This window comes from Butyricicoccus sp. OF10-2 (assembly GCF_003481925.1).
Lineage (GTDB): Bacteria > Bacillota > Clostridia > Oscillospirales > Butyricicoccaceae > Agathobaculum > Agathobaculum butyriciproducens.
The window spans coordinates 1-26703 of record NZ_QUMC01000023.1 but is presented as its reverse complement, the minus strand read 5'-3'; the positions used below and the strand labels follow the sequence as shown (position 1 = coordinate 26703).

25 protein-coding genes, 3 tRNA genes, 1 other RNA gene and 1 riboswitch are annotated in these 26703 nt (G+C 57.1%); of the genes, 23 read left to right on the top strand and 6 right to left on the bottom strand.

The genetic code is table 11. The annotated features are described in order from the left end of the window. Nucleotides 1-2 precede the first annotated feature (2 nt). The 12 genes from hisG to DXB00_RS11765 all read left to right on the top strand — a co-directional run bounded on the left by hisG (nucleotide 3) and on the right by DXB00_RS11765 (nucleotide 9908). Complete coding sequence (hisG, locus tag DXB00_RS11820; RefSeq protein ID WP_242988201.1) at nucleotides 3-626, top strand: ATP phosphoribosyltransferase; 624 nt, start codon at nucleotides 3-5, stop codon at nucleotides 624-626. Nucleotides 627-734: 108 nt separating this feature from the next. After that, nucleotides 735-2036, top strand: a complete 1302-nt coding sequence (gene hisD, locus DXB00_RS11815) for a histidinol dehydrogenase (RefSeq protein ID WP_119214974.1) — start codon at nucleotides 735-737, stop codon at nucleotides 2034-2036. Further along, nucleotides 2023-2598: an imidazoleglycerol-phosphate dehydratase HisB gene (gene hisB / locus DXB00_RS11810; protein ID WP_118729407.1), complete on the top strand. Its 576-nt coding sequence runs from the start codon at nucleotides 2023-2025 to the stop codon at nucleotides 2596-2598. Before hisD ends, hisB begins: the two co-directional genes overlap by 14 nt. A gap of 78 nt (nucleotides 2599-2676) precedes the next feature. After that, a complete protein-coding gene (hisH, locus tag DXB00_RS11805; protein ID WP_118729406.1) occupies nucleotides 2677-3294 on the top strand; it encodes an imidazole glycerol phosphate synthase subunit HisH in 618 nt (205 codons plus the stop codon). Further along, a complete protein-coding gene (hisA, locus tag DXB00_RS11800; RefSeq protein WP_119214973.1) occupies nucleotides 3291-4004 on the top strand; it encodes a 1-(5-phosphoribosyl)-5-[(5-phosphoribosylamino)methylideneamino]imidazole-4-carboxamide isomerase in 714 nt (237 codons plus the stop codon). Before hisH ends, hisA begins: the two co-directional genes overlap by 4 nt. 93 nt (nucleotides 4005-4097) lie before the next feature. Further along, nucleotides 4098-4814: an imidazole glycerol phosphate synthase subunit HisF gene (gene hisF / locus DXB00_RS11795; RefSeq protein WP_442861382.1), complete on the top strand. Its 717-nt coding sequence runs from the start codon at nucleotides 4098-4100 to the stop codon at nucleotides 4812-4814. A gap of 125 nt (nucleotides 4815-4939) precedes the next feature. After that, nucleotides 4940-5272, top strand: coding sequence for a phosphoribosyl-AMP cyclohydrolase (gene hisI / locus DXB00_RS11790; protein WP_110436492.1), 333 nt, complete (start codon nucleotides 4940-4942; stop codon nucleotides 5270-5272). Between the two features lie 15 nt (nucleotides 5273-5287). Beyond that, nucleotides 5288-5611: a phosphoribosyl-ATP diphosphatase gene (hisE, locus tag DXB00_RS11785; protein WP_110436493.1), complete on the top strand. Its 324-nt coding sequence runs from the start codon at nucleotides 5288-5290 to the stop codon at nucleotides 5609-5611. Between the two features lie 106 nt (nucleotides 5612-5717). Next, a complete protein-coding gene (locus tag DXB00_RS11780; protein WP_119214972.1) occupies nucleotides 5718-6203 on the top strand; it encodes a pyridoxamine 5'-phosphate oxidase family protein in 486 nt (161 codons plus the stop codon). 2 nt (nucleotides 6204-6205) lie between these two features. Beyond that, entirely contained in the window at nucleotides 6206-7426 is a 1221-nt protein-coding gene (locus DXB00_RS11775) for a CapA family protein (protein ID WP_147359214.1), read from the top strand. 395 nt (nucleotides 7427-7821) lie between these two features. Continuing rightward, entirely contained in the window at nucleotides 7822-8445 is a 624-nt protein-coding gene (locus DXB00_RS11770; RefSeq protein ID WP_158581313.1) for a TetR/AcrR family transcriptional regulator, read from the top strand. A 152-nt stretch (nucleotides 8446-8597) separates the two neighbouring features. Next, the gene (locus DXB00_RS11765; RefSeq protein ID WP_243022647.1) at nucleotides 8598-9908 is read left to right on the top strand and encodes an MATE family efflux transporter; all 1311 of its coding nucleotides are present in this window, start codon (nucleotides 8598-8600) and stop codon (nucleotides 9906-9908) included. A gap of 469 nt (nucleotides 9909-10377) precedes the next feature. Here the strand turns inward: DXB00_RS11765 and murD are convergent, their stop codons facing one another. Further along, nucleotides 10378-11739 (bottom strand): UDP-N-acetylmuramoyl-L-alanine--D-glutamate ligase, encoded by a 1362-nt coding sequence (gene murD / locus DXB00_RS11760; RefSeq protein ID WP_118729401.1) that lies wholly within the window; start codon nucleotides 11737-11739, stop codon nucleotides 10378-10380. Between the two features lie 104 nt (nucleotides 11740-11843). Here murD and rnpB point away from each other — a divergent pair. The 3 genes from rnpB to DXB00_RS11745 all read left to right on the top strand — a co-directional run bounded on the left by rnpB (nucleotide 11844) and on the right by DXB00_RS11745 (nucleotide 13945). Beyond that, nucleotides 11844-12174: RNase P RNA component class A (gene rnpB / locus DXB00_RS11755), an RNA gene on the top strand. 266 nt (nucleotides 12175-12440) lie between these two features. Next, the gene (locus DXB00_RS11750; RefSeq protein ID WP_118729400.1) at nucleotides 12441-13085 is read left to right on the top strand and encodes a hypothetical protein; all 645 of its coding nucleotides are present in this window, start codon (nucleotides 12441-12443) and stop codon (nucleotides 13083-13085) included. Between the two features lie 248 nt (nucleotides 13086-13333). Next, on the top strand, nucleotides 13334-13945 hold the full coding sequence (locus tag DXB00_RS11745) for a CpXC domain-containing protein (RefSeq protein WP_117751668.1): 612 nt from the start codon (nucleotides 13334-13336) through the stop codon (nucleotides 13943-13945). Nucleotides 13946-14074: 129 nt separating this feature from the next. Here the strand turns inward: DXB00_RS11745 and DXB00_RS11740 are convergent, their stop codons facing one another. After that, nucleotides 14075-14923: a putative manganese transporter gene (locus DXB00_RS11740; RefSeq protein ID WP_147358083.1), complete on the bottom strand. Its 849-nt coding sequence runs from the start codon at nucleotides 14921-14923 to the stop codon at nucleotides 14075-14077. Between the two features lie 150 nt (nucleotides 14924-15073). Here DXB00_RS11740 and DXB00_RS11735 point away from each other — a divergent pair, with 150 nt between their 5' ends. The 8 genes from DXB00_RS11735 (at nucleotide 15074) to DXB00_RS18280 (ending at nucleotide 22273) form a co-directional block, all read left to right on the top strand. Further along, nucleotides 15074-16801: a DEAD/DEAH box helicase gene (locus DXB00_RS11735; protein ID WP_118729398.1), complete on the top strand. Its 1728-nt coding sequence runs from the start codon at nucleotides 15074-15076 to the stop codon at nucleotides 16799-16801. Between the two features lie 70 nt (nucleotides 16802-16871). Continuing rightward, nucleotides 16872-18053: a phosphodiester glycosidase family protein gene (locus DXB00_RS11730; protein WP_118729397.1), complete on the top strand. Its 1182-nt coding sequence runs from the start codon at nucleotides 16872-16874 to the stop codon at nucleotides 18051-18053. Nucleotides 18054-18139: 86 nt separating this feature from the next. Further along, nucleotides 18140-18230 (top strand) — tRNA-Ser (locus tag DXB00_RS11725). Nucleotides 18231-18713: 483 nt separating this feature from the next. After that, nucleotides 18714-18798, top strand: a tRNA-Leu gene (locus tag DXB00_RS11720). A gap of 22 nt (nucleotides 18799-18820) precedes the next feature. After that, nucleotides 18821-18906 (top strand) — tRNA-Leu (locus DXB00_RS11715). A gap of 210 nt (nucleotides 18907-19116) precedes the next feature. Further along, a riboswitch (THF riboswitch) is annotated at nucleotides 19117-19219 on the top strand. 69 nt (nucleotides 19220-19288) lie between these two features. Beyond that, complete coding sequence (locus tag DXB00_RS11710; protein WP_110436503.1) at nucleotides 19289-19873, top strand: folate family ECF transporter S component; 585 nt, start codon at nucleotides 19289-19291, stop codon at nucleotides 19871-19873. A gap of 518 nt (nucleotides 19874-20391) precedes the next feature. Continuing rightward, nucleotides 20392-22014 carry a mannitol dehydrogenase family protein gene (locus tag DXB00_RS11705; protein WP_119214969.1) on the top strand — a complete coding sequence of 541 codons (1623 nt, stop codon included), beginning with the start codon at nucleotides 20392-20394 and terminating at the stop codon, nucleotides 22012-22014. 109 nt (nucleotides 22015-22123) lie between these two features. Further along, nucleotides 22124-22273 (top strand): putative holin-like toxin, encoded by a 150-nt coding sequence (locus DXB00_RS18280; RefSeq protein ID WP_413814495.1) that lies wholly within the window; start codon nucleotides 22124-22126, stop codon nucleotides 22271-22273. Between the two features lie 424 nt (nucleotides 22274-22697). Here the strand turns inward: DXB00_RS18280 and DXB00_RS11700 are convergent, their stop codons facing one another. The 4 genes from DXB00_RS11700 to DXB00_RS11685 are packed head-to-tail and all read right to left on the bottom strand — an operon-like array spanning nucleotide 22698 to nucleotide 26028. Continuing rightward, on the bottom strand, nucleotides 22698-24122 hold the full coding sequence (locus tag DXB00_RS11700; RefSeq protein ID WP_119214968.1) for an MATE family efflux transporter: 1425 nt from the start codon (nucleotides 24120-24122) through the stop codon (nucleotides 22698-22700). Beyond that, nucleotides 24077-24562, bottom strand: a complete 486-nt coding sequence (locus tag DXB00_RS11695; RefSeq protein ID WP_119214967.1) for a DNA-deoxyinosine glycosylase — start codon at nucleotides 24560-24562, stop codon at nucleotides 24077-24079. The genes DXB00_RS11700 and DXB00_RS11695 overlap by 46 nt, the downstream gene beginning before the upstream one ends. A gap of 3 nt (nucleotides 24563-24565) precedes the next feature. Further along, nucleotides 24566-25609 (bottom strand): A/G-specific adenine glycosylase, encoded by a 1044-nt coding sequence (locus tag DXB00_RS11690; protein WP_119214966.1) that lies wholly within the window; start codon nucleotides 25607-25609, stop codon nucleotides 24566-24568. Continuing rightward, nucleotides 25606-26028, bottom strand: coding sequence for a PaaI family thioesterase (locus tag DXB00_RS11685; RefSeq protein WP_110436509.1), 423 nt, complete (start codon nucleotides 26026-26028; stop codon nucleotides 25606-25608). The genes DXB00_RS11690 and DXB00_RS11685 overlap by 4 nt, the downstream gene beginning before the upstream one ends. Nucleotides 26029-26703 lie beyond the last annotated feature (675 nt).

The following is a 26703-nucleotide window of genomic DNA, read 5'->3' as shown; positions in this document are numbered from 1 at the left end:
CCGTGCGTATCGCACTGACCAAGGGCCGTCTGGAGAAGAAAACGCTCGCGCTGCTCAAGGCCGCAGGCTACGATATCTCCGAGCTGGAGGCCGGAACGCGCAAGCTCATCTTCACCCTGCCGGACAGCGGCGTGGAGATCGTGCTTTCCAAGGCCGCGGACGTAATTACCTACGTTGAGCACGGCGTGTGCGACATGGGCGTGGTCGGCAAGGATACCATCATGGAAAAGGGCGGCAGCTTCTACGAAATGGTAGACCTCGGCTTCGGCAAATGCCGCTTCGCCCTCGCTACCAAGAAGGGCAAGGACGTGTACGGCGGCTATAAGACCCCGGTTATCGCTACCAAGTATCCGGCGGTCACCAAGGCCTTTTTCAATAAGAAGAATATGGACGTTGAGACCATCAAGATCGAGGGCTCGGTCGAGCTGGCGCCGCTGCTCGAGCTGGCGGACGGCATTGTGGATATCGTGGAGACCGGCACGACGCTCAAGGAGAACGGCCTCGAGGTCGTTGAGAATGTAGCGCCCATCTCGGCAAGAGTTATCGTCAATCTCGCAAGCGCCAAGATGAAGAAGGCAGCGATTCAGAAGGTTATTGCCGAACTGGAAAGTGGCCTGGAGAAGTAAGCCAATACATATATAATATAAATCATATCCATAGGGCGGGGTGCCCTGCGGAATATTTATACCAATGCCGGTGGACGAAAACGGTTGACACAAAAGGGGAATACCACAATGTTTATGAAAACAGTTCTCGCGGACGGACAGGCAGAGCAGCAGGTCATCCGCGAAATGAAAGCCCGTGCGGCTGGTGCGCGCGGCGATATTGAGCAGATTGTCCGCGGTGTGATGGCGGACGTACAGCAGCGCGGCTGGGACGCGGTCGTGGAGTACGCCGAGCGGTTTGACGGCAAGGCGCCGTACATTGTCGAGCCGAAGGTGCTTGACGATGCGTACAACGCCTGCGACCCGAAGCTGATCGCGGCGCTGGAAAAGGCGGCGGCGAACATCCGCGACTACCACGAGCAGATGCTCGTCAAAACGTGGGAGTGGAATCGCTCCAAAGGCGAAACGCTCGGCCAGACCGTGCGCGGGCTTTCTCGCGTCGGCATTTATGTGCCGGGCGGCACGGCAGCATACCCGTCAAGCGTGCTGATGAACGCCATTCCGGCCAAGGTTGCCGGTGTCGGTGAGTTGATTATGGTCACGCCGCCGACCGAGAACATGTCCAACGAAGTGCTTGCGGCGGCAAAGATCGCCGGTGTGGATACCGTTATTGCCATCGGCGGCACGCAGGCGATTGCCGCGCTGACCTACGGCGCGGGCTTTATCCCGCAGGTGGATAAGATCGTCGGCCCGGGCAACGCCTTTGTTGCGGCAGCCAAGAAGCTGGCGTTCGGCACAGTCGATATCGACATGATCGCCGGTCCGTCCGAGGTGCTGGTCATTGCCGATCACACCGCCAACCCGACCTACGTTGCCGCCGACCTGCTCAGTCAGGCCGAGCACGACAAGCTGGCTTCCGCCGTCCTGCTGACCGATTCCATGGCGCAGGCGCAGGCGATTTCGTGCGAGATGGAGCGGCAGGCAAAGCAGCTCCCGCGCTGGGACATCATCAAGGAGAGCGTGGCGAACTACGGCTGCGCTATCGTGTTTGACGACCTGAAGGACGCCTGCAGGATGGCTGATGTGGTCGCACCCGAGCATCTGGAGATCGTAACCGCCGCTCCGCGTGAGCTGCTGCCGTACCTGCACAACGCAGGCGCGATCTTCCTCGGTCAGTACGCGCCGGAGCCGCTCGGTGACTACATGGCAGGCCCGTGTCACGTTCTGCCGACCTCGGGCACGGCAAGATTCTTCTCGCCGCTGTCTACCGACACGTTTTTGAAGAAAACCAGCGTTATCGAGTACACGCGGGACGCGCTCGAAAGCTATGCACAGGATATTATCGCGCTCGCGCAGAGCGAGCACTTGGACGCGCACGCAAACTCCATCGCGGTGCGCTTTGCGGAGGAAAACGACAATGAGAACCGCTGAAATCAAACGAAAGACCAAGGAAACCGACATTTCGCTTAAGCTGACGCTCGAGGGCGGCGACCGCAAGATCGACACCGGCATCGGCTTTTTCGACCATATGCTGAACAGCTTTGCTGTGCATTCCGGCTTCGGTCTGGAACTGACCTGCAAGGGCGACCTCGAGGTGGACGGTCACCATTCGGTCGAGGACTGCGGCATCGCGCTCGGTCAGGCACTGGCACAGTGCGTCGGTGACAAGGCGGGTATCGCGCGTTTCGGACAGGCGTTCGTGCCGATGGATGAGGCGCTCGGCTTCTGCGCGCTGGATATTTCCGGCCGCCCGTACCTCGTGTTCGACGCATCCATGCCGCAGCCGATGTGCGGTCAGTACGACACCTGCCTGACGGTCGAGTTCATGCGTGCGCTGGCGGTACACGCCGGACTGACGCTGCACCTCAAGTGCGAGTACGGCGAGAACGCGCACCATATCACAGAGGCGCTGTTCAAGGCGCTTGCACGCGCGCTCAAGCAGGCCGTTGCGGTTACCGGCGGCGGCGTTTTGAGTGCGAAGGGTGTTCTCTGAATTTCATAAACATGGTGCCAACCGTTACGGCAGGATGAGGTCATCCCGCCCTGCGGAACAGATTCCGAGAGGTACAACATGAGTTATATTGCAATCGTAGATTATGGCGCAGGCAATCTGATGAGCGTACACAACACGCTCGATTACCTGGGTTATGAAAATAAAATCGCGGCTTCGGCGGACGTGATCGAGAATGCGGCGGGCGTTATCCTGCCCGGTGTCGGCGCGTTTCCGGATGCGATGGCGGCTTTGGAGCACTCCGGTTTGACGGAGACGGTGCTGAAGGCTGCAAAGGAAAAACCGTTCCTCGGCATCTGCCTTGGTATGCAGATGCTGTTCGAGGAATCGGACGAGGTGCGTCCGTGCAAGGGTCTGGGGTTGCTGCCGGGACGCATTGAGCGCATTGAAACGGCGCTCAAGCTGCCGCAGATCGGCTGGAATGCGCTGGACATTCTGCGTCCGAATGCCATGACCGAGGGTCTGGAAAACGGCAGCTATGTGTATTTCGTGCACAGCTTCATGGCGCATCCGGCGGACGAAAACGACCTTGCCGCCGTGACGGATTACGGCACGCGCGTGCCTGCTATGGTGGCACGAGGGAACCTGTTCGGCTGCCAGTTTCACCCGGAAAAGAGCGGTGAAGTGGGACTTGTGATGCTTCGCAACTTTGCAAAACTGACGGAGGTGGGAAAATGAGAGTTATCCCCGCGATTGATTTGAAAGACGGTCAGTGCGTGCGCCTGCAGAAAGGCGACTACGGCACTGCACATAAAGTAGCAGAAAACCCGGTCGAGACCGCACAGCGGTTCCTCGATGCCGGTGCAGACCTTGTACACATGGTTGACCTTGACGCCGCTAAGGACGGCTCGCACGCGAACTACGGCGTGGTGGAGCAGGTCATCCGCGAGACCGGCGCGACCGTGGAGCTTGGCGGCGGCATCCGCTCCATGCAGGATGTGGAGACCGTGCTTGCACTGGGCGTTTCGCGCGTTATCATCGGCTCGGCGGCTGTCCGCGACCCGGAATTCGTAGCCGAGGCTGTAAAAAAGTACGGCGACAAGATCGTTGTCGGCATCGACGCCAGGAGCGAGACCGTCCGCACGGACGGCTGGCTGGGCGACAGCGGCGAGAACTACATCGCGTTCGCGGAGCGCATGGAGTCCATCGGCGTGCGCCACATCATCTTCACCGACATTGACAAGGACGGCATGCTCGCAGGTCCGAACTTTGACCAGCTGGCGGCGCTGCGCGCCTCGGTCTCCTGCGAGATCATCGCGTCCGGCGGCGTGTCCACCCTCGAGGATATTGCCGGCCTGAAAAAGCTCGGCATCGACGGTGCTATCGCAGGCAAGGCGGTGTATACCGGCACCCTCGATTTGGCAAAGGCTATCGAACAGGCCAAGTAACCGCCCTACGGTTACGATTGACCTCGATTTGAACGGAGTGAAAAACTTGTTAGCAAAACGCATCATCCCTGTCTGGACGTAAAGGACGGGCGCGTGGTAAAGGGCGTGAACTTTGTCGGGCTGCGCGACGCGGGCGACCCGGTCGAGCTGGCGAAGTTCTACTCGCAGGAGGGCGCGGACGAGATCGTGTTCCTCGACATCACCGCCACGAGCGACAACCGCGACACCATTGCCGACGTTGTGCGCCGCACCTGCCGTGAGGTATTCGTGCCGGTCACGGTCGGCGGCGGCATTCGCACCGTGGACGATTTCCGCGAGATTTTACGCGCCGGTGCAGATAAAATTTCCATCAATTCCTCGGCGGTCAAGAATCCCGATCTGGTGAATGCCGCTGCGGAGAAGTACGGCAGCCAGTGCGTTGTGGTCGCGATCGACGCGCGTGCGAACGCCGAAATGCCGTCCGGCTTTGAGGTTTACGTTGCAGGCGGCCGCACCCCGACCGGCAAGGACGCGGTCGCGTGGGCGAAAGAGGTTTACGAGCGCGGCGCAGGCGAGATCCTGCTGACCTCGATGGACAAGGACGGCACCAAGTCCGGCTTTGACCTAAAGCTGACCAAGGCGGTCGTGGAGGTGGTCGGCATTCCGGTCATCGCGTCCGGCGGCTGCGGCTCGCTCGAGCATTTCTCCGAGGTGTTCGAGAAAACCGGGTGTGATGCCGCTCTCGCGGCCAGCCTGTTCCATTATCGGGAATTGACCGTGGGCGAGGTGAAGGAACATTTGCAGGAACGTAACATTCCTGTAAGACGGTGAAGTAATTGAGAATTGAAAATGGAGAATTGAGAATTAAGGAACGGTGCGAAGCACCGCATTAAATTCCGCGCTTTGCGCGGCACATTCATTTTCCATTCTCCATTCTCAATTAAAAGGTGAATACAATGGAATTATCTAAATTTTTCAAAAAGGCTCCTCTGGTGCCGATTATCTGCCAGGACGAGCGAAACGGCGAAGTCCTGATGCTCGGCTACGCGAACGAGGAGGCCCTGCAGCTGACGATGGACACCGGCACGGCGTGGTTTTTCTCGCGCTCGCGCCAGAAGCTGTGGAACAAGGGCGAGACCTCGGGCAATTTTATCTTTGTCAGCAGGATTCTGTCCGACTGCGACGATGACACGCTCATCTATGTCGGCACGCCCAAGGGTCCGGTCTGCCACACCGGACACCGCACCTGCTTTTTCACCACGCTGTGGGAGAAGCCGGAAGAAAAGTAAAAGGAGAGCAGTATTATGAATTCGTTTGAGCAAATGGAAGCCGTTATCGCGCAGCGCCGCGCCGAGCCGCAGGAAGGCTCATACACCTGCTATCTGTTCGAGAAGGGCATTGACAAGATTCTCAAGAAGGTCGGTGAGGAGTGCGCCGAGACCATCATTGCAGCCAAGAACGGCGACAAGGCCGAGCTGGTCGGTGAGATCAACGACGTATTCTACCACATGATGGTAATGATGAACGAGTGCGGCGTGACCATGGAGGATGTCTGCAAGGAAATGGACATCCGCGCCCAGAAGATCGGCAACCTGAAGAAATTCCACGTTTCCGACCACAATACCTGATAGCTGACAGCATAAGACAGCCCTGTGCATATTTTGCACAGGGTTTGTTGTATTGTTGGCGGGAATATGATATGATGATACAAATACTTGAACAGAGGTGAAATTCATGCGCAGAAAAGACAGAGAAATCACCGGCCGAGAGAATATCGAGCCGATCCTGCAGGCCTGCAAGGTCTGCCGCGTCGCCATGACCGGCACGGACGGCTGGCCGTACGTCATTCCGATGAACTTTGGCTACACCTGGGATGAGGACGGGCTGACGCTCTACTTTCACGGCGGCGTGAAGGGCAAGAAGATCGATTCGCTGAAAGCCGACTCACGCGTGTGCTTCGAGATGGACTGTGAGGAGGGTCTGACCGGCGAGGGCGACTTGGCCTGCCGGTACAGCTATGCGTTCTCGTCCATCGTGGGGTACGGCAAGGTGAAATTTGCAAAGGACAATGAGGAGAAACGGCAGGGCTTGGACGTTATCATGCAGCACCAGACCGGCAGGGGCGGCTGGACATACACGGACGCGGCTCTGTCCGTCACTGAGGTGATGCGCGTGCGCGCGGAGTCGTTTGAGGCCTCGCGCAAGGCGCCGAAGGGATGAGCATGAAGCACATCGGTACCAAAATTCTGGCAGGCGTGCTGGTGGTGCTGCTGGCGGGAGCGGGCGTGCTGATCTGGCGGAATCTGCCGGAGGCGGCACCGCGCCTGCAGGAGCCGGAGGAGACCGTTCGGCAGGAGCCGGAGGTGCAGCCGGACACCACAGCGACCCTGTGCGTGGCGGGCGATATTGTGGCGCACATGCCGCTTGTCGCGGATGCGTGGAACGGCGAAGCGTATGATTTTACGCACCTATTTGCGGACGCAAGACCGTATTACGAGGCTGCGGATTACACAACGGCCTGTTTGGAGACCACGTTCAACGGTCCGCCGTATTCGGGCTATCCGCAGTTCTGCGCACCGGATGCGCTGGCCTACGGTCTGAAAACGGTCGGGTTTAACCTGCTCTCCACGGCGAGCAACCACAGCATGGATACCTGGTACAGCGGTCTTGTTCGCACACTGGATGTGCTGGACGCCGCCGGTCTGGAGCACGTCGGCACTTACCGCACACAGCAGGAGCGCGACACGGTGAAGATCATCGACGTGGGCGGCATCAAACTGGCCATGCTGGCGTATACCTTCAGCACAAACGGTCTGCCGGTGGACAGCGAGCACCCGTACTGCGTCAGCGTCTACACGACCGACTACATGACCGACTGCAGTGTGGTGGATTACGACCTCATCCAGTCGGATCTGGACAAGGCGGGGCAGTCCGGTGCGGATGCGATCGCCGTGTATGTACACTGGGGCAACGAGTACCACACCGAGCCGTCCGAGCAGCAGGAGCAGCTGGCGGACTACCTGTTTGCGCACGGCGCGACATTGGTGCTCGGCGGGCATGCGCATGTGCCGCAGCCGATGGAGCTGCGGACGCTGCCGGACGGACGCACCGGCTATCTGTGCTACTGTCTCGGCAACCTGATCTCCAACCAGTTTGACCCGTACACCAACCTGACGGCAGCTGTCACGCTGACACTCACCAGAAGCGGCGAGACCGGACAGGTGACGGTTTCCGGCGCGGAGTACGCGCCCATGTTCATGCTGCACGCAAGCGACTCCAACGAGGGACGCTACCGCCTGCTGGATATTCGGAAATCCATGCAGGATTTTGAGCAGGGGGATACGTCGGTTGTAAACCGGTCGGTATATGACCGAATGAAGCAGGGACGTTCCGACCTGCACCGTATCTTCGGCACGGATGAGGTGCTTTCGCTTGCAGCATAAGAAAACCAGCAGGTTTCCCTGCTGGTTTGAGGCTGTCGAAAAACTCCGTTTTTCGAGCATCCTCTCGATTGAAACCACGCTTTCAATCGAATCTTGACGAAAAGCCGCGCCCTACGGGCACAATTTTTCGTCCCTTGTATAATTCCCGAGGTACACGCCCCCGGGAATTATGAATTTGCTGTGCAAATTCTATTTTATGCGTGCTGCCGCACGAAAAATAAAAACGATAGATTGACTTTATCGACAGACTGAAACCAGCAGGTTTCCCTGCTGGTTTTTTAACACTTTGGTAACATTTGATTTTCGACACGGTATTGACTTGCGGACACAACGCTGATAAAATAAGTACCATCCACAGAAAACCGTCCTGATGAGCACCAAGGAGGAAAATGCTCATGCCCGAAGCCAAAAACAACCGCAGAGTGCGCTTTACACGGTCTGCGCTGCGTGAAGCCCTGATTGACCTGATTCTGGAGAAGCCGCTGGTCTCTATCACGGTCAAGGATATCTGCGCGAGAGCGGACATCAACCGCTCGACCTTCTACCTGCATTTCAAGGACGTGACCGACATCCTTCGCACGACCGAGGACGAGATCATCGAGCACATGCACGAGCATGCGCCGATGCACGAACGGGAGTGCCGCGATCTGCAGGAGATCAAGGGATTCTTTATCGACTTTCTGGAGCAGATCCGGAGCAATCCGCGCATAATGAAGGTGATTCAGGTGCTGTGCAGCGAGCAGGGAGACCCGTATTTTGTACGCAAGCTGCAGACCATGACGTATGAAGCCTTCCTCGACGGCTGGGATATGCACATGATGCCGGAAATGAGCGAGCAGCGGAAGCTGCTTGTGTTTTCGTATATCATTTCGGGCATGGTATCCATGCTGTCCACCTGGGCGACCAGAGCGCAGGACACGCCGACCGAGCAGGTCGTATCGCTTTTGATGGGGTTGATGTGGCACGGACTGGACTGTTTTGCAGCATCCGACCCCAAAAGTGCTTTTCCGACCGAATAAGCCACTTGACATTTCTATGGGAAGATGGTATATTATAACTGCTTCGTAAATAAGCAATGTTTTCCGTCGATAGCATTGCGGATCGGCCCTTTTCGGTGTATTCCGGGAAGGGTCGATCACTTTTTATATAAAAATTTGAGGGGGAGAAGGAATTGCACAAACAGGGAGCTTTGCGCGAATTCGGGCACTATGCCGCGATGAACATCCTGGGGATGATCGGCATTTCGTGCTACATTCTCGCGGATACATTTTTTGTCGCACAGGGCACGGGCTCGCTCGGATTGGCGGCGCTCAACATCGCCATACCGGCGTACAACCTGATGAACGGCATCGGCCTGATGCTCGGCGTGGGCGCGGCAACGCAGTACATGATCGCGCGGGCGCAGAACGATCAGAGACAGGCGGACAGCGTATTCACGCACGCGGCGGCACTCGGGCTGCTGCTCGGCGTGCTGTTCCTGCTCGGCGGACTGTGCTTTGCGCAGCCGATCGCGCGGCTGCTCGGCGCGGACGCGCATACACTCGGCATGACGACAACCTACCTGCGCATGCTGTGGTGCTTCGGGCCGTTCTTTGTGATGAACAACGTGCTGCTGGCGTTCACGCGCAATGACGGTGCGCCGACCGTTGCCATGTGCGGCATGGTCGCGGGCAGCCTGTTCAACATCGTGTTCGATTACATTTTCATTTTCCCGTGCGGACTGGGCATGTTCGGTGCGGCGCTTGCGACCGGCTTCTCGCCGTTTGTCAGCATTCTGGTGCTGCTGACGCACCTGCGGAGACCGTCCCGCGGCTTCCATCTCGTCAAAACGCCGCTGCGCGTCAGCCGTGTGCCGAGCCTGTGCGCGCCCGGTCTGTCCTCGCTCATCGGTGAAATCGCCTCCGGTGTGGTGCTGCTGCTGTTCAATCTGGTGCTGCTGCGCCTCAGCGGCAATACCGGCGTGGCGGCTTACGGCGTGGTGGCAAATCTTGCTCTGGTGGGAATCGCTGTCTTTACCGGACTGTGCACCGGCATACAGCCGCTGGTCAGCCGCAGCTCGGGTCTCGGTGACAGGGAACAGCTGCGGCGGCTGTTCCGCTGGGGCATCTGCACCGCGCTCGGGATTGCAGCCGTGCTGTGCGTGTCGGTTTTCCTCGGCGCGGAGCCGCTGACGGCGGTGTTCAACAGTGAGCATGACCCGGAGCTTGCCGCTTACGCGGAGAGCGGCCTGCGGATCTACTTCACAGGCTTTTTGTTCGCGGGCGTGAACATGGTCACGGCCGCGTTTTTCAGCGCGTCGGATAAGACCGTGCAGGGCTTTGCCATTTCGCTGCTGCGCGGCGTGATTGCTGTGCCGCCGATCCTGTTCCCACTTGCGTGGGTGCTCGGCGTCGATGGCGTCTGGCTGACGTTCCCGATGGTGGAGCTGGTCACGGCGGTCGCCGCACTCGTCTGGGCGCGGAAGTACATCATTAAGAATTAGTAATTGTGCGAGGCAGGAGTTTTCCTCGAAGGTGCAGATTACCGTAGGGGCGGACCAATGTGTCCGCCCTTTTTTAACAATAATCAATCTGTAAAACTGTATAATGTGCCATAAAACAGCGAAAAAGACGTGCATTGCACGTCTTTCGCTTAACAGGATTTCATCTGTATGGTATAATACTGGTGTTGCCCTACTTATTCCCGGCAACGGGAAGGAGGTGCGCCAAGTGAACTTCACCGTATCGTTAATCTGCTCCATTATGGCAAATGTAATTGCACACTACATTTGCAAGTGGCTGGATGAGCAGAAGTAAGGCAACATCAGCCCCGGCTTAAGCCACCGAAAAACGGAATAGAAAACCCCCGGAGACTGGTACTCTCCGGGGGTTTTCGCCAAGTGAACTAATTCATATCGTTGCTTATAGTATAGCACTGATTGCGAAATAATGCAAGCGTTTATCCTGTTAACCTTACAGCTCTTCCACAAGCGCCTTAAACAGCTTGCCGCGTTCCATGAAATTCTTAAAGCGGTCGAACGACGCGCTGGCTGGACTCATGATAACAACATCGCCGCTTTCTGCGTGGGCAGCGGCCTCCTGCACGGCTGTTTCGAGGTTTTCCACCTCGATAATCGGGGGATGCTCGCCCTCGATATTCTCCACGCACTCGCGAATCTTGGGTGCAGTAGCGCCGGTGAGCAGCAGCAGCTTTACATGGTCGCAGATAGGCTGACCGAGCACGTCATACGGGATATGCTTGTCGTAGCCGCCTGCGATCAGGATGACCTTCTGCTGGAAGGAATTCAGTCCTGCGATGGTTCTCGTCGGACTGGAGGCGATGGAGTCGTTATAGTACTTCACGCCGTCCTTCTCGCGCACGAACTCGATGCGATGCTCAACGCCGCCGAACGTGGTCGCCACGGCGCGGATATCGTCGTCAGAGGCGTAACCCTGCACGACAGCAGCCGCCATCATCATGTTGTACACGTTGTGCGCGCCCGGAATGCGGATGTCGGATGCGGGCATCAGCTCACGGCGCACGCCGCCGTCCGCGATGTAGATAACGTCGTCCTTGAGGAACACGCCGTTGGCCAGCTCCTGCGTTTTGCTGGTGCAGAACAGGTTGCCGGATGCCTTGAGCGAACGGGTGACCTCGTCGTCGAGATTGAGGATCAGCTTGTCGTTCTCGCCCTGATTGCGGTAAATGGCAGTCTTGGCCTGCACATACTCGTCAAAATCCTTGTGGTAGTCCAGATGATTGGGCGTCAGATTGGTGATCGCCGCAATGTGCGGAGAGTGCTTCATGCCCATCAGCTGGAACGAGGACAGCTCGACAACTGCAAGGTCGTTTTCGGTCATCGTGTCCACGCGGGGGAGCAGGGGCGTGCCGATATTGCCGCCGAGATGCACGGTATAGCCCGCGTGCTTCAAAATCTCGCTGACGAGCGTGGTGGTCGTGGTCTTGCCGTCCGAGCCGGTGATGCCGATGATCGGACACGGGCAGACCGCGAAGAAAAGCTCCATCTCGCTGGTGATCTCCGAGCCGTTTGCGCGCGCCTTCTCAAGAAAACGCGGGTGAACACCCGGAGTACGGAAGATAACGTCCTCATCGAGCGCATCAAGGTAATGCGGGCCGAGAACGAAGTCTACGCCGAGGGTAGCGAGGGTAGCATAGCCGTCGCCAAGCTCGGTGGGTTCTTTTTTGTCATGCACGGTAACGCGCACGCCTGCAGCGCGCAGCATACGGATGAGCGGCATATTGCTCACGCCCGCGCCGATTACGCCGACCCGCTTATCCGACAGGCCGCCGAGGTATTGTTCTAATGCTGTCATAAATGCGTAACACCGCCTTTGTACGAGGAACAGTATACATGATTTTTCACGATTTTGCAAGTCCGGTTTGACGGCAGGCGATTTTTACGGTATAATGCTATTTATGACTGGTGCAGACGGTCGCGTGCCTTCGGGCATGAGGAAAGTCCGGGCTGCACAGGGCAAGGATAACGGATAACGTCCGCCGAGGGTGACCTTAGGAATAGTGCAACAGAGATATACCGCCGTTTTTTGAACGGTAAGGGTGGAAAGGCGAGGTAAGAGCTCACCACGTCCCATGGCAACATGGGAGGTCTGTAAACTCTATCCGCAGCAACGCCGACTGGGACTATGATTTGCCCGATCGTCCCGACTGGCGGCTTGAGATGCACGGCAACGTGCATTCGAGATAGATGACCGTCCACGACAGAACCCGGCTTACGCACCAGTCATGCCATAGCACCGCAGATTTTTCTGCGGTGCTTTTCTTTTACCTTCTGCAGATGTGTAACCGTAGGGGCGAACATTGTTCGCCCGCAGCACAACCGGAGCCTGTGCAAGGAACGGCCAAGCATACGTTTAACCATAGTGCGGGCGCACACTGTGCCCCTACGGGATAGATAGTACACTTCTATAAAACTGCCGTTGCATTTTGTCGCTTTTTCCATATTCTGCGCCGAAAAAATTTGTTATACTTGAGGCAGGATAGGGAGGTGTATTTTATGAAAGGACTGGGAAAACGAATCCTTGTGATGGCGGCTGTGACAGCAGTCTGTGTGTGGGCGGCGGGCAAATCGAGTTACGCGGTAAAACCGTACCGACTGGATGAGGACACGCTTGCACAGCAGGTGCAGATGCTCAAGGAGAACAATCTGACGATGTTTTCCGGTGTAACGATATACGATGGTATCGTGATCGGTGACACGGCGTATTATGTAATGACGCAGGAGGGCATCGAGCAGGAATGCTTTCTGGGCGAAATGACTGCGAAACGCAGCTGGCTCGGTACATGGAAATTTTACAGTATGGGCTCCGGCGATTCCGGCATTAACTACGATATCACCTGCTGCGGCGGACACAATTTTTTGCTGCTGAGCGGCAAGGAACCGGAACAGCAGGTTGCAAAGGTGACGCTCAACTGGTATGGACAGACCTATGAGATGACGAATGAGAGTGCAAAGCCGTATTTTCTGCTCTGCACCGATCTGACCGGATACATGCCGGATGAGTTGCTCCCGTCGGAGGATATGTTCCGTTTTTATGATAAAAACGGCAAGGAGATTCCGCGCTGGTACGATTCATACAGCGGCACGATGAATGGTTCGAGTATTGCGGTCGCACAAGGCAGCATTTACAAGGCGGAATAGACAAGGAGCACCTGCGGTCGGCAGGTGCTTTCTTTTGATACCGAGATTGAATGGTTTGCGGGCGAACACTGTTCGCCCCTGCGGTAAAGCCGGCGATTACTCGACGCAGCGCAGACGGAACTCGCGCAAGGATAGCGACAATTCCTAACTGCTAATTCCGAATTACTGATGATCCGAACTTGCTTACAGCTATATAAATGTGTTATAATAAAGTTTAATTGGACAAACACAAGGGAGGAATCACTGTTATGATGATCGAATGTCCGCACTGTCATATGGAAACCGAACACAAGGTGATCGACCATATCAATATCGACCGAAATCCCGAGCTGCGGGCAAAGGTACAGGATCTGTCTGTCTTTCGTGTAAAATGTCCAAACTGCGGCGAGACACTGCTCGCCGTACACCCGTGCCTGTACCATGACATGGCAAACCAGTTTATGGTATGGCTGTGGACCGAGGACGGTCAGGTTCCCAAGGCGGAGTTCGATCCGCTGGCAGGCTACACCCTGCGCGTGACCGACAGCCTCAACACCTTCCGTGAGAAGATCAACATCCTCGAGCGTGGTCTGGACGACCGTACCATCGAGATCATGAAGCTGCTGCTGTTCGCACAGCTGAACCGCGACCTCGATGTTGTCGAATTGCTCTTCCATGAATTAGACGAGCGCACGGGCGATTTCCGCTTCGTGGCCGTGCTTTCCGACGGCGCGGAGCAGTATGCCGCTATGCCGGGCGCGGCGTATCAGCGCCTGCACGCGGATGTGGAGACCTATCTGTACACGCCGGGCGGCGAGTTCTCGCGCATTGATATGACGTGGGCGCATCAGGCACTCGAGCTGCTGCACGAGATGGGCTGACGGCTTGCCTTCTCCGCAGGGCATAAAAAAGGATGTGCCGTTTTGACACATCCTTAGGGCAACACCGCACAATTTGTTCACAAATTGATCTTGTTCAATTATGCGGCATTGCCTTAGATTTTTTCATTCTCAGCCGATAAGCAGCTGCACCAGCGTACCGCCGATCACGGCGGTGGCAAACGTTGCCGCGATGACCGGCAGGGCGCGATGACGGCCTTCCTTCTCCTCGAGCAGAACGATGTAGCCGAAGCCTGCGCCGGTGGAAAGGCCGGCAACCAGAGCGCCGAAGCTGATCGTGCCGCCGACAAACAGCTCGCTGAGCAGCACGCTCATCGCACAGCTCGGGATCAGACCGAGCACTGCGCACAGCAGCGGCTGGAAGATGCTGTTGGTCAGCATGAGGGAAGCGACACGCTCCTCACCGATGCCGTGTACGACCATGTTGAGCGCGAACAGCACGACAAACAGGAAGATGGTGGTCTTGATGGTGTGGGACAGGATGTTCGCCACCGGCGAGGTCTCACAGCCGCAGTCGCCCATCTCGATCTCGAGCGGGCCGTCGGTTCCGGACTTGTGCTTACGGAACACGGTGCAGCGCAGAATATAGCCGCCGATGACCGCGATCGCAAACTTGACCACGAGCAGCAGCACGACCTGCTGTACGCTTGCGCCGCCTGCCAGCATGATGGGCACCGCCTCATCCGAGGTGGCAAGGAACACGGCAACCAGCGTTGCCGGTGCAAGAAAGCCTGCCGAGAACAGCGCGGACGCTGCTGCGGAAAATCCGCACTGGGGAATAGAGCCGGCGAGCGCGCCGACCACCGGACCGAACTGCGCCGCACGTGAGAGCAGCTCCGGCGTGTTGGTCAGCCGGTTTTCAATGTAGTACAGCAGTGCGTACACGATAAGCAGCAGCGGTACGGTCTTGAGTACATCGAAAAATGCTTCCGGCAGAACGTGATGGATAATTTCTAACAAATAGGTCACCTCATAGTTGATCTGTGGGTTGATAACATTCGTATTGTCTCAGAGACAATTATAATAAGTATAGCACAGAACCCAGTCCACAGGCAAGCGGGATTTGTCGGACTGCATACCAAAGATAGCAAAAGGAATCGAATATTTACCATGAAATTTAACGAACTCAAGTTGGAGAAAAACATCCTCAAAGCACTGAAGGAGGCGGGCTATTCCGAGCCGACGCCCATTCAGCAGCAGGCGATCCCGCCGGTGCTCGAGGGCCGCGACCTGATGGGCTGCGCCCAGACCGGCACGGGCAAGACCTGTGCGTTCGCAGTGCCGATCATCCAGCGCCTGGCAAAGAACGAGGGCGGAAAGGGCACCATCCGTGCGCTCATCCTCACGCCGACGCGCGAGCTTGCGCTGCAGATTTACGAAAACGTGTGCCAGTACGCGCGCTACATGCCGTGCAGTGCGGCGGTCATCTTCGGCGGCGTATCGCAGGTGCCGCAGGTCGAGGCGATCGAACGCGGTGTGGATATTCTCATTGCCACGCCGGGCCGTCTGTGGGATCTGATGGGTCAGAAGATCGTAAAGCTGGACAAGGCAGAGTTTTTCGTGCTCGACGAGGCCGACCGCATGCTCGATATGGGCTTTTTCCCGGATGTCAAGCGCATCGTCAAGTTCCTGCCGAAAAAGCGCCAGACCCTGCTGTTCTCGGCTACCATTCCGGCAGAGATTGCCGATCTGGCAGAGAAAATGCTGCATGAGCCGGAGCATATCTCGGTAACGCCGAGTGCAAAACCGGCGGACAAGATCGAGCAGCAGCTTTATTTTGTAGAAAAGCAGGAAAAGCGGGAACTTCTGCCGGATATCATCCGTCAAAGCAATGTACACCAGGTTCTGGTGTTCACCCGCACCAAGCACGGCGCAGACAGGGTCGCACGCGACCTCAACCGTGCGGGCATCAAGACCAAGTCCATCCACGGCGACAAGTCGCAGAATCAGCGTCAGCGTGCGCTCGCGGACTTTAAGGAGTGCAAGATCGCGGTTCTGGTTGCGACCGACATTGCCGCACGCGGCATCGACATCAACGACCTGCCGCTCGTTATCAACTTTGACTTGCCGAACATTCCGGAAACCTATGTGCACCGTATCGGCCGCACCGGCCGTGCCGGTCAGGAGGGCACCGCGATTTCCTTCTGCGACCGCTCCGAGCGTCCGTACCTCAAGGATATCGAAAAGCTGATCGGCAAGCGCATTCCGGTTGCCGGTGAGATTCCGCACGAGGAAAAGGAGGAGGAGAAGCGCGAGTCCGGTCAGCGCAGGATGACCAACAAGCGCTCCCGCCGCAAGCCGGTCTCCGAGAACGCCACCGCCGAGGAGGTCGCCGCAGACGTTGCTCGTGAGAAGGAAGCCAAGAAGAAGGCGCGTCAGGCGAGAGCGAATGCCAAGCGTCCGTCCCGCCGCGAGAAGGCCGCCGAGAAGCAGACCGAGCAGCAGGCGAAGGCAGCCGCGCCGCGCTCTCGCAAGGGCAGAAACGACCGAAATGATTCGAGCCGCAGAGGCCGCCGCAGCGACCCGTACGCCCGCTTCGAGAAGAACGAGCCGCGCGTAGACGCTCACACGCCGAGCCGCGCGTATGCGCTCAGCGATGAGGCTGCCGCGCGCATCCGCAGGAAGGTCGAGGCCGCACTGGCCGCTCGTGCCGCAAAGGCGGACGGCAAGGCCGCTCCGCAGCAGGAGAAGAAGGGCAGAGGACACGGCAGCAAGTCTGCGCAGAAGCCCGCACAGCAGCAGAACAAGACGGCACAGAGCAAGACGGCACAGAGCAAGACGACCAATCACCGCCGTCATCATTCCCGCAGAGCACCCAATAATAACCGTAAAGGTTAAGAGATAGTGATAGAGACAAACCCGAACCGTATCCCGCGGTTCCCGGATTGAGAGAGAAGGAGCAACACGAATGAACGGCGCAAAACACCGCTTCGCACTGGGACTGACCTGCTTTTTTCTGATCGGCATCACGGTTGTGTATCCGTTTCTGCTGTACACACCGAACGCGTTCGTCACTCGCTGGCGTGAGTGGTACATCGAAACCGCAATGGGCACCATGACGCACCAGTGGCTGGCCACCTGGTTCATCCCGGAGAACATCATCAACGAGGTGATGACCAAGCGCTACCTGATGAACCAGAAGCAGGAGGGTATCGTCAGCAACTGGGACGGCGCATGGGAGGAGAAGGACACCGCCGAAACGCCGAAGGACAAATTCTATGCCATGTTCAGTGAGCTGAACGAGAGCGAATTTGAGAGCTTTCTGGCGGATAATCCGGAGTATCTGGAAAACGGCTACGACGAGATCAACATCGATCTGATCGGTGAGCCGAGCCAGACACACTACGACACCGGCCTCAAGACGAAGCAGGGCGACACGGTGTTGGCGGTCAACGCCGAGCACGGCATTCTGATCGTCGAGCAGACCGGCGAGGACACGCTCGGCATGGAGTACGCGGGCAAGATCGCGCTCTGCAAAAAGCCTGAGAATATCTTTGTCGGCACGAGCGAGGGCCTTGGCGATTACGGCTCGTTCGTATCCGATATGGTGAGAGATTATGACGCCGTTCTGGGCATCAACGCCTCCGGCTTTGCCGATTTTGACGGCAACGGCACGGGCGGCACCGTGTACGGCTTTCTGAAAAGCCAGGGAGAGAAGTATCAGGACGCAGTGGGCAACGGCTGGAAGATCATCGGCTTTGACAATGAGGATCATCTGCAGGTCGGTGCGTTCAACGATACCTCCAGTCTGCGCGACGCGGTGGAGTTCCACCCGGCGCTCATCATCAACGGCGAGAATCTGGTCGCAGGCACCGGCCTGAACGAGCAGCAGCCGCGCACGGCCATCGGTCAGGCGAAGGACGGCACGGTTATCATGATGGTCGTTGACGGCCGTCAGATGCACTCGTTCGGCATTTCGATCGAGCGCTGCGGCGAGATCATGGAGCAGTACGGCGCATATCAGGCATCCATGCTGGACGGCGGTTCGTCCTCCGTTATGGTCTACCGCGGCCGCGAGATCACCAGTCCGACTACGCTTTCCCAGAATGAGGAAGGCCGTTATCTGCCGGATGCCTTTCTGGTGAAATAAAAATTATCACGATTTCGGAAAAAGCACTTGTATTTTCCGTCATTGCATGATAGAATAAATAAGCGCCTGTAAGACAGGCGCGATACGGAGAAGTATCGAAGTGGTCATAACGAGCTCGACTCGAAATCGAGTTGGCGGTAACACGCCACGTGGGTTCGAATCCCACCTTCTCCGCCAAAATAAAGACCATCCATCCGGATGGTCCTTATTTTTTACTCCGAGGTGGGATTCGAAAGGCGGCTCTTAGCAGAGTGCCGGCGGCACTCTGCTACCGCCGTGGGAGCCCGCAGGCCGACAACCTCTGAAATATTTAATGGTTGCTTGCCGCAGCAAATGGAATCCCACCGCCCAGATCTCAGCGCCCGCTCCATACGGAGGGATGGGCGGGGCAGAGTGCATGAGGTGCTTGCGTAACATCTCTGTAAAAAAATAAAAAATTTCTGCCGGCTGACGGAATTTCCCGAAGGGCGGCAGTTTTTCATGCCGCCAAAAGCCGAAGACAAAGCGCGGAAAAGTGTCGATTTTCGCCTGTTTTGAAAATAATTTTCAGCGTTTGAAAATTTCTCAAATTTTTTCGAAAATTTTGTTGACAAAGGGGGATACCCCTGCTATAATATATCTTGTCGCTGAGAGACAAGCGGTTCACCGCGAGAGATCAATGCGAGTGTGCTGGAACTGGTAGACAGGCACGTTTGAGGGGCGTGTGTCGATCGACGTACGGGTTCAAGTCCCGTCACTCGCACCACCTTCTTTCAACAACCAAATATGCGGATGTGGCGGAATGGCAGACGCGCTAGCTTCAGGTGCTAGTGTTCGCAAGGACGTGGGGGTTCAAGTCCCCCCATCCGCACCAAGTTAAAGAGCTTCAAACTTATGTTTGGAGCTCTTTTTCTGTACTTTCCGGAAAACCCGCCGGAGCAGGGAGGAGGCTGTCCAATCCCCTTGTCTAACAGATTGTCTGCCATTTCACCCAATTCCACAGAATGCACCAAAACCAAGCCGACAGAACACAGATTTTCTGTATTGACACCTGCTCAAACCGTGGTACAATTATAACAGAAAAAGCAGAGTAGAGCACAATGCGTTAAGTGCCGCTGAAACGGGGAGTTGTTCGGCGGACGAAAGGGAGCCTTTTCCTTGCGGTATTGTGGTCGCATCCCGCTGCTGCAACTGTTTAGGCACTTTCCTAAATCGCTGTGGCAACAGATGAATTTGATTAGGAGGTGTCTTTTTCTATGTCTAAAACTCCGAATATCTTTGTCCGCTCGCTGCGTGAGCTGAAGTCCACCCGCTGTCTGGCGGTCACGGCGCTGCTCATTGCGATCAACGTCACGCTGGATCTGCTCGGTCTGTCGATCAAGCTGCCGCCCAACCTGCGTATCGGCTTCGGCTTCCTGTGCAATGCGTCGATCGGCATGCTGTTCGGCCCGGTCGTCGGCATGATGGCCGGCGTGTGCACCGACGTGCTCGGCTACTTTGCGGGCAACCTGTCCATGGGCGCGTATTTCCCGGGCTATACGCTGACAGCCGTTGTCGGCGGTCTGATCTGGGGTCTGTGGCTGTATCCGCGCAAGATCACCGTATGGCGTGCCATCGGCGCAAAGACCTGCATCAACCTGTTCTGCAATATCTGCCTGAACACCCTGTGGCTGACCGTCACCGGCGGCAAGGCGATGAGCGTGCTGCTCGTTACGCGCGTGCCGAAGAACCTTATTCTGCTGCCGATCGAGATCGTGCTGGTCTACTTCGGCATGAAGCTGGTCAACCGTATCTATGGCGCGCTGCCGAATGGAAAAGCGGCGACGGAAATCGAGAATTGAAAATGGAGAATGATCCGTAAGATAAAAACAGTCCCTCGGCCTGTCGCTTGACAAAACCGGGGGATATGCTATAATAAAGCCAAAGGGACACTGTTACAGCAGTCAGGCCCTTGTACTTTCATCAGTTAAATTTTGATGACCGTTTCGGGTACCAGCCGGACGGTCATCGCGCTTTTATACAGAAAATGTACAGTACAATGACCGCACATACAAAAAGCTGAAATGCTTTCTTCTGCACTTGCGCCACCTCCTTCCTGCCGCGGACTGCGGGAAAGGAAAAGAGGGTCTGACCGCCTTATGTAACAGTGTCCGCAATGATTATAGCATATAACACCGAATAAAGTCAATCAGCCGCCTTTTCGGGCGGTTTTTGTTTTATTTGAAAACATTGGCAGCATGCTTTCAGCTTTTTGTGAATAATTCTGTTTTTCCCTATGCAAACGGCTGATTTTTTGTTATACTATATATGATTGGAGAAGAACGGTACAGTCCGTTCGCTGAAAGGGAGTGACCTCTTTATGAAACTTACAAAAGAGAGTATTAAACATAACGTGGCATGGAAGGGTTATCGTCTGCCGCAGTACGACATTGACGCTGTGCGCGAAAACACCCACAAGGCACCGACTTGGCTGCATTTCGGCGCCGGCAACCTGTTCCGCGCCTTCCCGGCTGTACTGGCGCAGCGCCTGCTGACCGCCGGTCTGTCCGACACCGGCATTATCTGCTGCGACGGCTACGATGAGGAGCTGATCGACCGCTGCTACCGCGCCTGCGATCATCTGTCGCTGGTTGTCACCCTGTATTCCAACGGCACGATCAACAAGGAAGTGGTTGCGTCCGTTACCGAAAGCCTCAAGCTGAGCGAGGACATGCTGCGCCTGAAGGACATTTTCCTGGCGCCGAGCCTGCAGATGATCAGCTTTACGCTGACCGAGAAGGGCTATATCATCCAGGACGACACCCGTGAGTTCCTGCCGGACTACAAGCATGACCGCGAGAACGGTCCGGAAGGCTGCCAGTCCTTTTTCGGCAAGCTGACCGCACTGTGCCTCGCTCGCTGCCGCGCCGGTCTGCCTCCGCTGGCACTTGTTTCGCTGGATAACTGCTCGGATAACGGCACCCGTCTGGAGCGTGCTGTCCGTCACATGGCACGCGCATGGCAGAGAAACGGCTTCATCACCGAGGATGAGTATTACTTCCTGCTCAAAAAGAATACCTTCCCGCTGTCCATGATTGATAAGATTACCCCGCATCCGGATAACCGCATCGCAGACAAGCTGGCGGCTGACGGTCTGGAGAACGCAAAGCCGTTCGTAACCGAAAAGGGCACGCACGCGGCTGTTTACGTCAACTCCGAAAGCCCGCACTACCTGCTCATCGAGAACGCATTCCCGAACGGTCATCCGGCTCTCGAGCAGTGCGGCGTTATCATCACCCGCCGCGACATCGTTGAGAAGTCTGCGATGATGAAGGTAAGCACCTGCATGAACCCGATGGATACCGCCCTCGGCGTATTCGGCTGCATGCTCGGCTACACCCGCATCAGCGACGAGATGAAGGACACCGAGCTGGTCAACCTCATCACGCGCCTGAGCGAGCAGGAGGCAATGCCGATGGTAGCCGACCCGGGCGTTATCGACCCGGAGGCATTCCTGCACGAGGTTCTCGGCGAACGTTATCCGAACCCGTTCCTGCAGGATTCCCCGCAGCGTACCGCAACCGATACCTCGCGTAAGATTGCGCCGCGCTTCGGCACCACGCTGTACGCTTACTATAACTCCATGCTGCCCGCACACCGTGCCACCAGGCTGATTTACATTCCGCTGGTACTGGCCGGCTGGCTGCGCTATCTGGAAGGTGTGGACGATAACGGCAGCGAGTTCACCCTCAGCCCCGACGCGAATATCGAGCATGTCCGCGCGCTGATGGGCAACCCGAAGCTGGGCGATGACGTAAGCGAGGCTCAGCTGTATCCGCTGCTGGCAAACCGCTACTACTTCGGTGTCAACCTGTTTGAGATCGGCGTAGGCGAGACCGTTGTCCGCATGTTTGGTGAGATGAACCGCGGCCCGCACGCTGTCCGCGAGACGCTGCAGAAGTACTGCGGCGAGGAGCAGGAGCAGGAGTGGATTTTCTCCTGATTACCGAAAAAACGTAAGACAAAAAGGCGAACCGTAAGGTTCGCCTTTTGTATGCAGATAAAACAAAAACCGCCATAAAAGGCGGTTGATTGACAAGCTATTGCAATATATGCTATACTCAGAATGTCAACAACGATGTGAAACAGGTTGTTCCTCCCAACATAAGGGAGGTGATGACATGGTCACTTATTCCGATCTGTTCCAGTTCGGTCTTCTGATCGTTGCTATCATCAGTCTATGTCTGAAACATAGAAGATAACCGCCCCTGAAAAGGAGCGGCGTTTCCTCAATTAACCAAGTTTTTTAGGAACGACCGCTCTTTCGCAGAGAGCCATCGTTGTTGATACCATTATAACGCAGTGCCCCGGTTTTGTCAAGCGACAGAGCCGGGGCACTGTTATTCAGTTATCCGTTAACAAGGGTTACAATACCTTTCCAAAGAGCGTAAAGCAAGTCCTCGAATGACGCCTGCGGATTGTGAATGGCAATCCATACAAAGCCCGCCGTTAAAAGGACAGTCACTACGATTATCACCCAGAAACAATACCATCTCTGTTTAGGTGTCATATGATTTCCCTCCTCAGTTATAACGGTAATTTTCACCTCGGGGAGTTTACGGCTTATATCTATATATTAACAGATATTCACGGCTTGTAAAGGGATTTTGCACAGAAGCCGGTGCATTATTTTTGTCCGGCGGCTACCCGTAATCCCGGCGCATACCTCAGCCATTTCCCGCTCTTGAGCCGCAGGAAGAAGCAGATCGACCGGCACAGCCAGTCACCGATCATGGCAATCCAGATGCCGATCGCGCCCATGCCGAAGTGCACCGCGAGAATATATCCCGCGACAAGCCGCAATCCCAGCATGGAGATAATCGAGCACACCATCGGATACCTTACGTCATTCGCCGCACGCAGGATATTCGGCATGGCGAACGAGGTCGGCCACAGGAAGATCGCGCAGCCGTTGTGGATCATAATCAGCGTCATGCCAAGCGCAAGCGCCTCCGCAGACACGCTGTAAATCTTGAGGATAAGCGGCGTGCACGCAATCGTGACAAGGCAGGTGCTCGCGGTAACGGCGTAGGTGATGACCATCAGCTTTTTCGCCATGCGGCGCGTCTGCGGCTCGTCGCCCGAGCCGATGCACTGCCCGATAACCGTGATCATCGACAGGCTCATCGCCTGACCCGGAATGACGGCTACGGCGTCCAGATTGTTCGCAAGCGCATTTGCGGTAATCTGCGTCGTGCCGAACAGCGAGATCATGCTCACGACGAGCACGCGGCCAAGCTGAAACAGGCTGTTTTCCAGACCGTTCGGCACACCGATCTGCAGAATGCGGCGGATAAGCTCCTTATCCGGTCGAAACCGCTGTCCGCGCCGCAGGGAGACCGTGTGCTCGGGGTTCAGCAGCAGAATCGTGATAGCGACAGCCGCCGTGCCGCGCGACAGCACGGACGAAAGCGCTGCGCCTCCGACGCCCCACTTGAACACGAAAATGAACAGCGAGTTGCCGATGAGGTTGACGATGTTGATCAGTCCCGCAATCAGCATGGAGATACGCGAGTTGCCCTGTGCGCGGAACAGCGCCGCACCTGCGTTGTAAATCGCCAGAACGGGGTAGGAGAACACGCTGACCGTCAGATAGGTGAGCGCACTGTCCATCACGCTGTCCTCGATGGTGCCGAACAGCAGCCGCAGCAGTGGTGCGCGGAACAGCATGACGAGTGCCGAGATGATCAGCGCAATGACCGTCACAACTAAGTACAGCTGCTTGGAGGCGTCGCATGCACGGTCGTTCTTTCTCGCGCCGAGCAGCTGCGCGACCACGACAGCGCCGCCAGTCGCCAGTGCGGAAAAGATGTTGATGATGAGCACGTTGAGCATATCGACCAGCGATACGCCGGAGACCGCCGCTTCACCGACCGAGGAGACCATCATCGTGTCGGCCAGACCGACCGTGATGGCGAGCACCTGCTCGATAACGAGCGGCAAAATCAGCTTTTTGAGTGCGGCATTGGGAAATAACTCTTTACTCGTAAAAAATACACCTCGAATCAAAGAATAACGCGGTACGCTTCTATCAGCCGTTCGAGCGACCATGCGGCGTTCGCCGGACTGGTGGAGGGCAGCTGCGTGATGGGAACGCCGGTTTTCGGCTCGATCAGCCTGCGGTACAGCTGCGCCGACTTGCCGCCGGTGGCAAAAATGCGCGTAATTTTGCTCTCGCGGAGCAGGCGGCCTATGTCGTTCGGCTCGGCGTTGCGGATAGACGTGTCGGACGCGCCCGCAATATCGCATTTGGCGATGGTGTCCCACAGCGCCACATGATGCCGCAGGCACATCGCGCGCTTGTCCTCGATGGAGACCGGCACCTCCTCGCCAAGCACAGCCGCCAGCACGCGCCAGAACCGGTTCTGCGGGTGGCCGTAAAAGAACCCGACCTCGCGGGATTTCGGGCTTGGAATCGAGCCGAGCAGCAGCACGCGCGACTCGCTGTCGTACAGCGGCGGAATGGTGTGAACGATGGTTTGCAGTTGCATGGATCAGTCCTCCAGTACGGAAACAAAGCTGCGGAACGCGCTCGGCAGCGCATAAGCGTCGCGCAGCTCGGCAGGTGTGACAAAGGTGAGAGCGGGTGCAGGTGCGTCCAGTTCGACATACACGCCGTTCATGTGCCACTCCACATGGGTGAAAATATGCTTGGCAGGCCGCAGAGAGAGCAGCTTTCGCACGCTCCATCCCATTTCGGTGAGCGCCGCGCGCAGCTCGTCCGGCGAGAGATGACCGTCCAGCGAGGGCAGCTCCCACAGACCGGCAAGCAGACCCTTTTTCGGTCGCTGCCGCAGACCGACCAGTTCGCCGCAGCGCACAACAAGCACGGTGCGGTTTTCCACTCTCCGCGCCTTTTTTGCGGCTCGGAGCGGCAGCACAGCCGCGTTCCCGCGGTGAAAGCCCTCGCAGAGATGCTGAATCGGGCAGTCGTCACAGCGCGGTGCGCCGTTCGGCAGACAGACGGTTGCACCGAGCTCCATCAGCGACTGGTTGAGGTCGCCGGGACGGTCGGACGGCATGAGTGCGGCGAACCGTTCGCGCGTCTGCTTTTTGAATTTTGCGTCCGTGATCGGCGTGAAATCGTTATCCAGCCGCACCGCCACACGCAGAACATTGCCGTCCACCGCCGGAACGGGCAGTCCGAACGCGATAGACGCCACCGCGCCTGCCGTGTACTCGCCAACGCCGGGCAGAGCAAGCAGCCTGTCGTAATCAGCAGGCAGTTCGCCGCCGTATTCTTCGCACAGCAGGACCGCTGCTCGGTGCAGGTTGCGCACGCGGCTGTAGTAGCCGAGCCCCTCCCAGAGCTTGGTGTAAACAGCCTCGTCCGCCGCCGCGAGAGCGGGAATATCGGGCAGCGCGTTCATCCAGCGGGAAAAATAGCCGCGCACGGCCTCCACGCGCGTCTGCTGCAGCATGATCTCGCTCACCCAGACGCGATAGGGAGCAGGCTCAGACCGCCACGGCAGGTCGCGGTGCCCGGCGTCATACCAGCTCAGCAGCGGCTGCACGATGGCCTTGCTTACCCCGCTCAATATTTCATGTCATCCAGCGTAGCGCCGGTGTAGAACATGGTGAAGGTTGCGTCGGCAATGTGCTTGCCCTCGTCGTCGTGCACCTCGACCATGTAGACCGACACCTTGCGGCCGCGCTTGCGCTCGTACGCCACAGCGGTCAGCTTTTTGCCGCAGCGACCCGGACGGTAGTAGTGGATGGTGCTGTCGAGCGTGACGGCCACCGTGCCCTGAGACGCTGCCGCAGAGCCTGCCGCAATATCGCACAGCGTGAAGATCGTGCCGCCGTGCGCCATGCCGAGCGGATTGAGCAGCTCGGGGGTCAGGTCGAGTTCTACGGTTGCGCCGCCGTCCTTGTCGAGCGTCACAACGTGCATGTGCATCAGTTTGTTTAAGCCGCCGGCTTCCTGCCGCAGCTTGAGGATTTCTTCGATGGTCAAGGTTAGGACTCCTTTATCATGATATAATCTTTTGATAAACGATGGTTTTTCGCCTTCGAGGCGAACGGTTCTTGCCTGCGCGGCAGGCGCACAAGAGGGTAGACACCAAGGTTTCTACCCTCTTGAGAATCACCCATTTCCTTAGAGGGCACGGCGCAGATTGCCGACATGTGACCGCTGCGAAGCAGGGGAGCGGCAGAGGAGTTTTTCTTCCGCAGAGACGCACTGCGTGCGCTCATGTATCCGCATATTCGCAGTGTCGGATACCGTTCTGCTACACAGACCAGCTACTCTACGCAGGCGCGACATACCCGTGTCGCGCAATTCGTGAGCGCGTTATGATAGACAGGGCCTGCGCAGGATAACTTGCACCAAACGCTTAATTCGTAGGTGCTGTCTGTAATCTCCAGACTTACGAATTGTGCGGCACTGTTATGCCGCGCCTGCGTTGACTAAACCGCCTGTGTAGCAGTACGCTGTCTGTGAACTGCGAATATTTTGCGAAACAAACGCAAGAGTAACCCGACTGCCGTTCCTTTATTTCGCAGCGGTCACATATAGGAAATCTGCGCCAGATTGGGAAGCAAGGGAAAGGTAGGAGTTCAAAGAGGAAGGGAAACCGCAGGTGTCCCTTCCTTTTTGCCCCGGCCCGGGCGCCGCAGTCTCCCGCGCCTC

Coding starts and splice junctions, on each gene's coding strand:
- hisD (WP_119214974.1), top strand. CDS start 735: ATGTTTATGAAAACAGTTCTCGCGGACGGACAGGCAGAGCAGCAGGTC.
- hisB (WP_118729407.1), top strand. CDS start 2,023: ATGAGAACCGCTGAAATCAAACGAAAGACCAAGGAAACCGACATTTCG.
- hisH (WP_118729406.1), top strand. CDS start 2,677: ATGAGTTATATTGCAATCGTAGATTATGGCGCAGGCAATCTGATGAGC.
- hisA (WP_119214973.1), top strand. CDS start 3,291: ATGAGAGTTATCCCCGCGATTGATTTGAAAGACGGTCAGTGCGTGCGC.
- hisI (WP_110436492.1), top strand. CDS start 4,940: ATGGAATTATCTAAATTTTTCAAAAAGGCTCCTCTGGTGCCGATTATC.
- hisE (WP_110436493.1), top strand. CDS start 5,288: ATGAATTCGTTTGAGCAAATGGAAGCCGTTATCGCGCAGCGCCGCGCC.
- DXB00_RS11780 (WP_119214972.1), top strand. CDS start 5,718: ATGCGCAGAAAAGACAGAGAAATCACCGGCCGAGAGAATATCGAGCCG.
- DXB00_RS11775 (WP_147359214.1), top strand. CDS start 6,206: ATGAAGCACATCGGTACCAAAATTCTGGCAGGCGTGCTGGTGGTGCTG.
- DXB00_RS11770 (WP_158581313.1), top strand. CDS start 7,822: ATGCCCGAAGCCAAAAACAACCGCAGAGTGCGCTTTACACGGTCTGCG.
- murD (WP_118729401.1), bottom strand. CDS start 11,739: ATGACAGCATTAGAACAATACCTCGGCGGCCTGTCGGATAAGCGGGTC.
- DXB00_RS11750 (WP_118729400.1), top strand. CDS start 12,441: ATGAAAGGACTGGGAAAACGAATCCTTGTGATGGCGGCTGTGACAGCA.
- DXB00_RS11745 (WP_117751668.1), top strand. CDS start 13,334: ATGATGATCGAATGTCCGCACTGTCATATGGAAACCGAACACAAGGTG.
- DXB00_RS11735 (WP_118729398.1), top strand. CDS start 15,074: ATGAAATTTAACGAACTCAAGTTGGAGAAAAACATCCTCAAAGCACTG.
- DXB00_RS11730 (WP_118729397.1), top strand. CDS start 16,872: ATGAACGGCGCAAAACACCGCTTCGCACTGGGACTGACCTGCTTTTTT.
- DXB00_RS11710 (WP_110436503.1), top strand. CDS start 19,289: ATGTCTAAAACTCCGAATATCTTTGTCCGCTCGCTGCGTGAGCTGAAG.
- DXB00_RS11705 (WP_119214969.1), top strand. CDS start 20,392: ATGAAACTTACAAAAGAGAGTATTAAACATAACGTGGCATGGAAGGGT.
- DXB00_RS18280 (WP_413814495.1), top strand. CDS start 22,124: ATGCTATACTCAGAATGTCAACAACGATGTGAAACAGGTTGTTCCTCC.
- DXB00_RS11700 (WP_119214968.1), bottom strand. CDS start 24,122: ATGGTCGCTCGAACGGCTGATAGAAGCGTACCGCGTTATTCTTTGATT.
- DXB00_RS11695 (WP_119214967.1), bottom strand. CDS start 24,562: ATGCAACTGCAAACCATCGTTCACACCATTCCGCCGCTGTACGACAGC.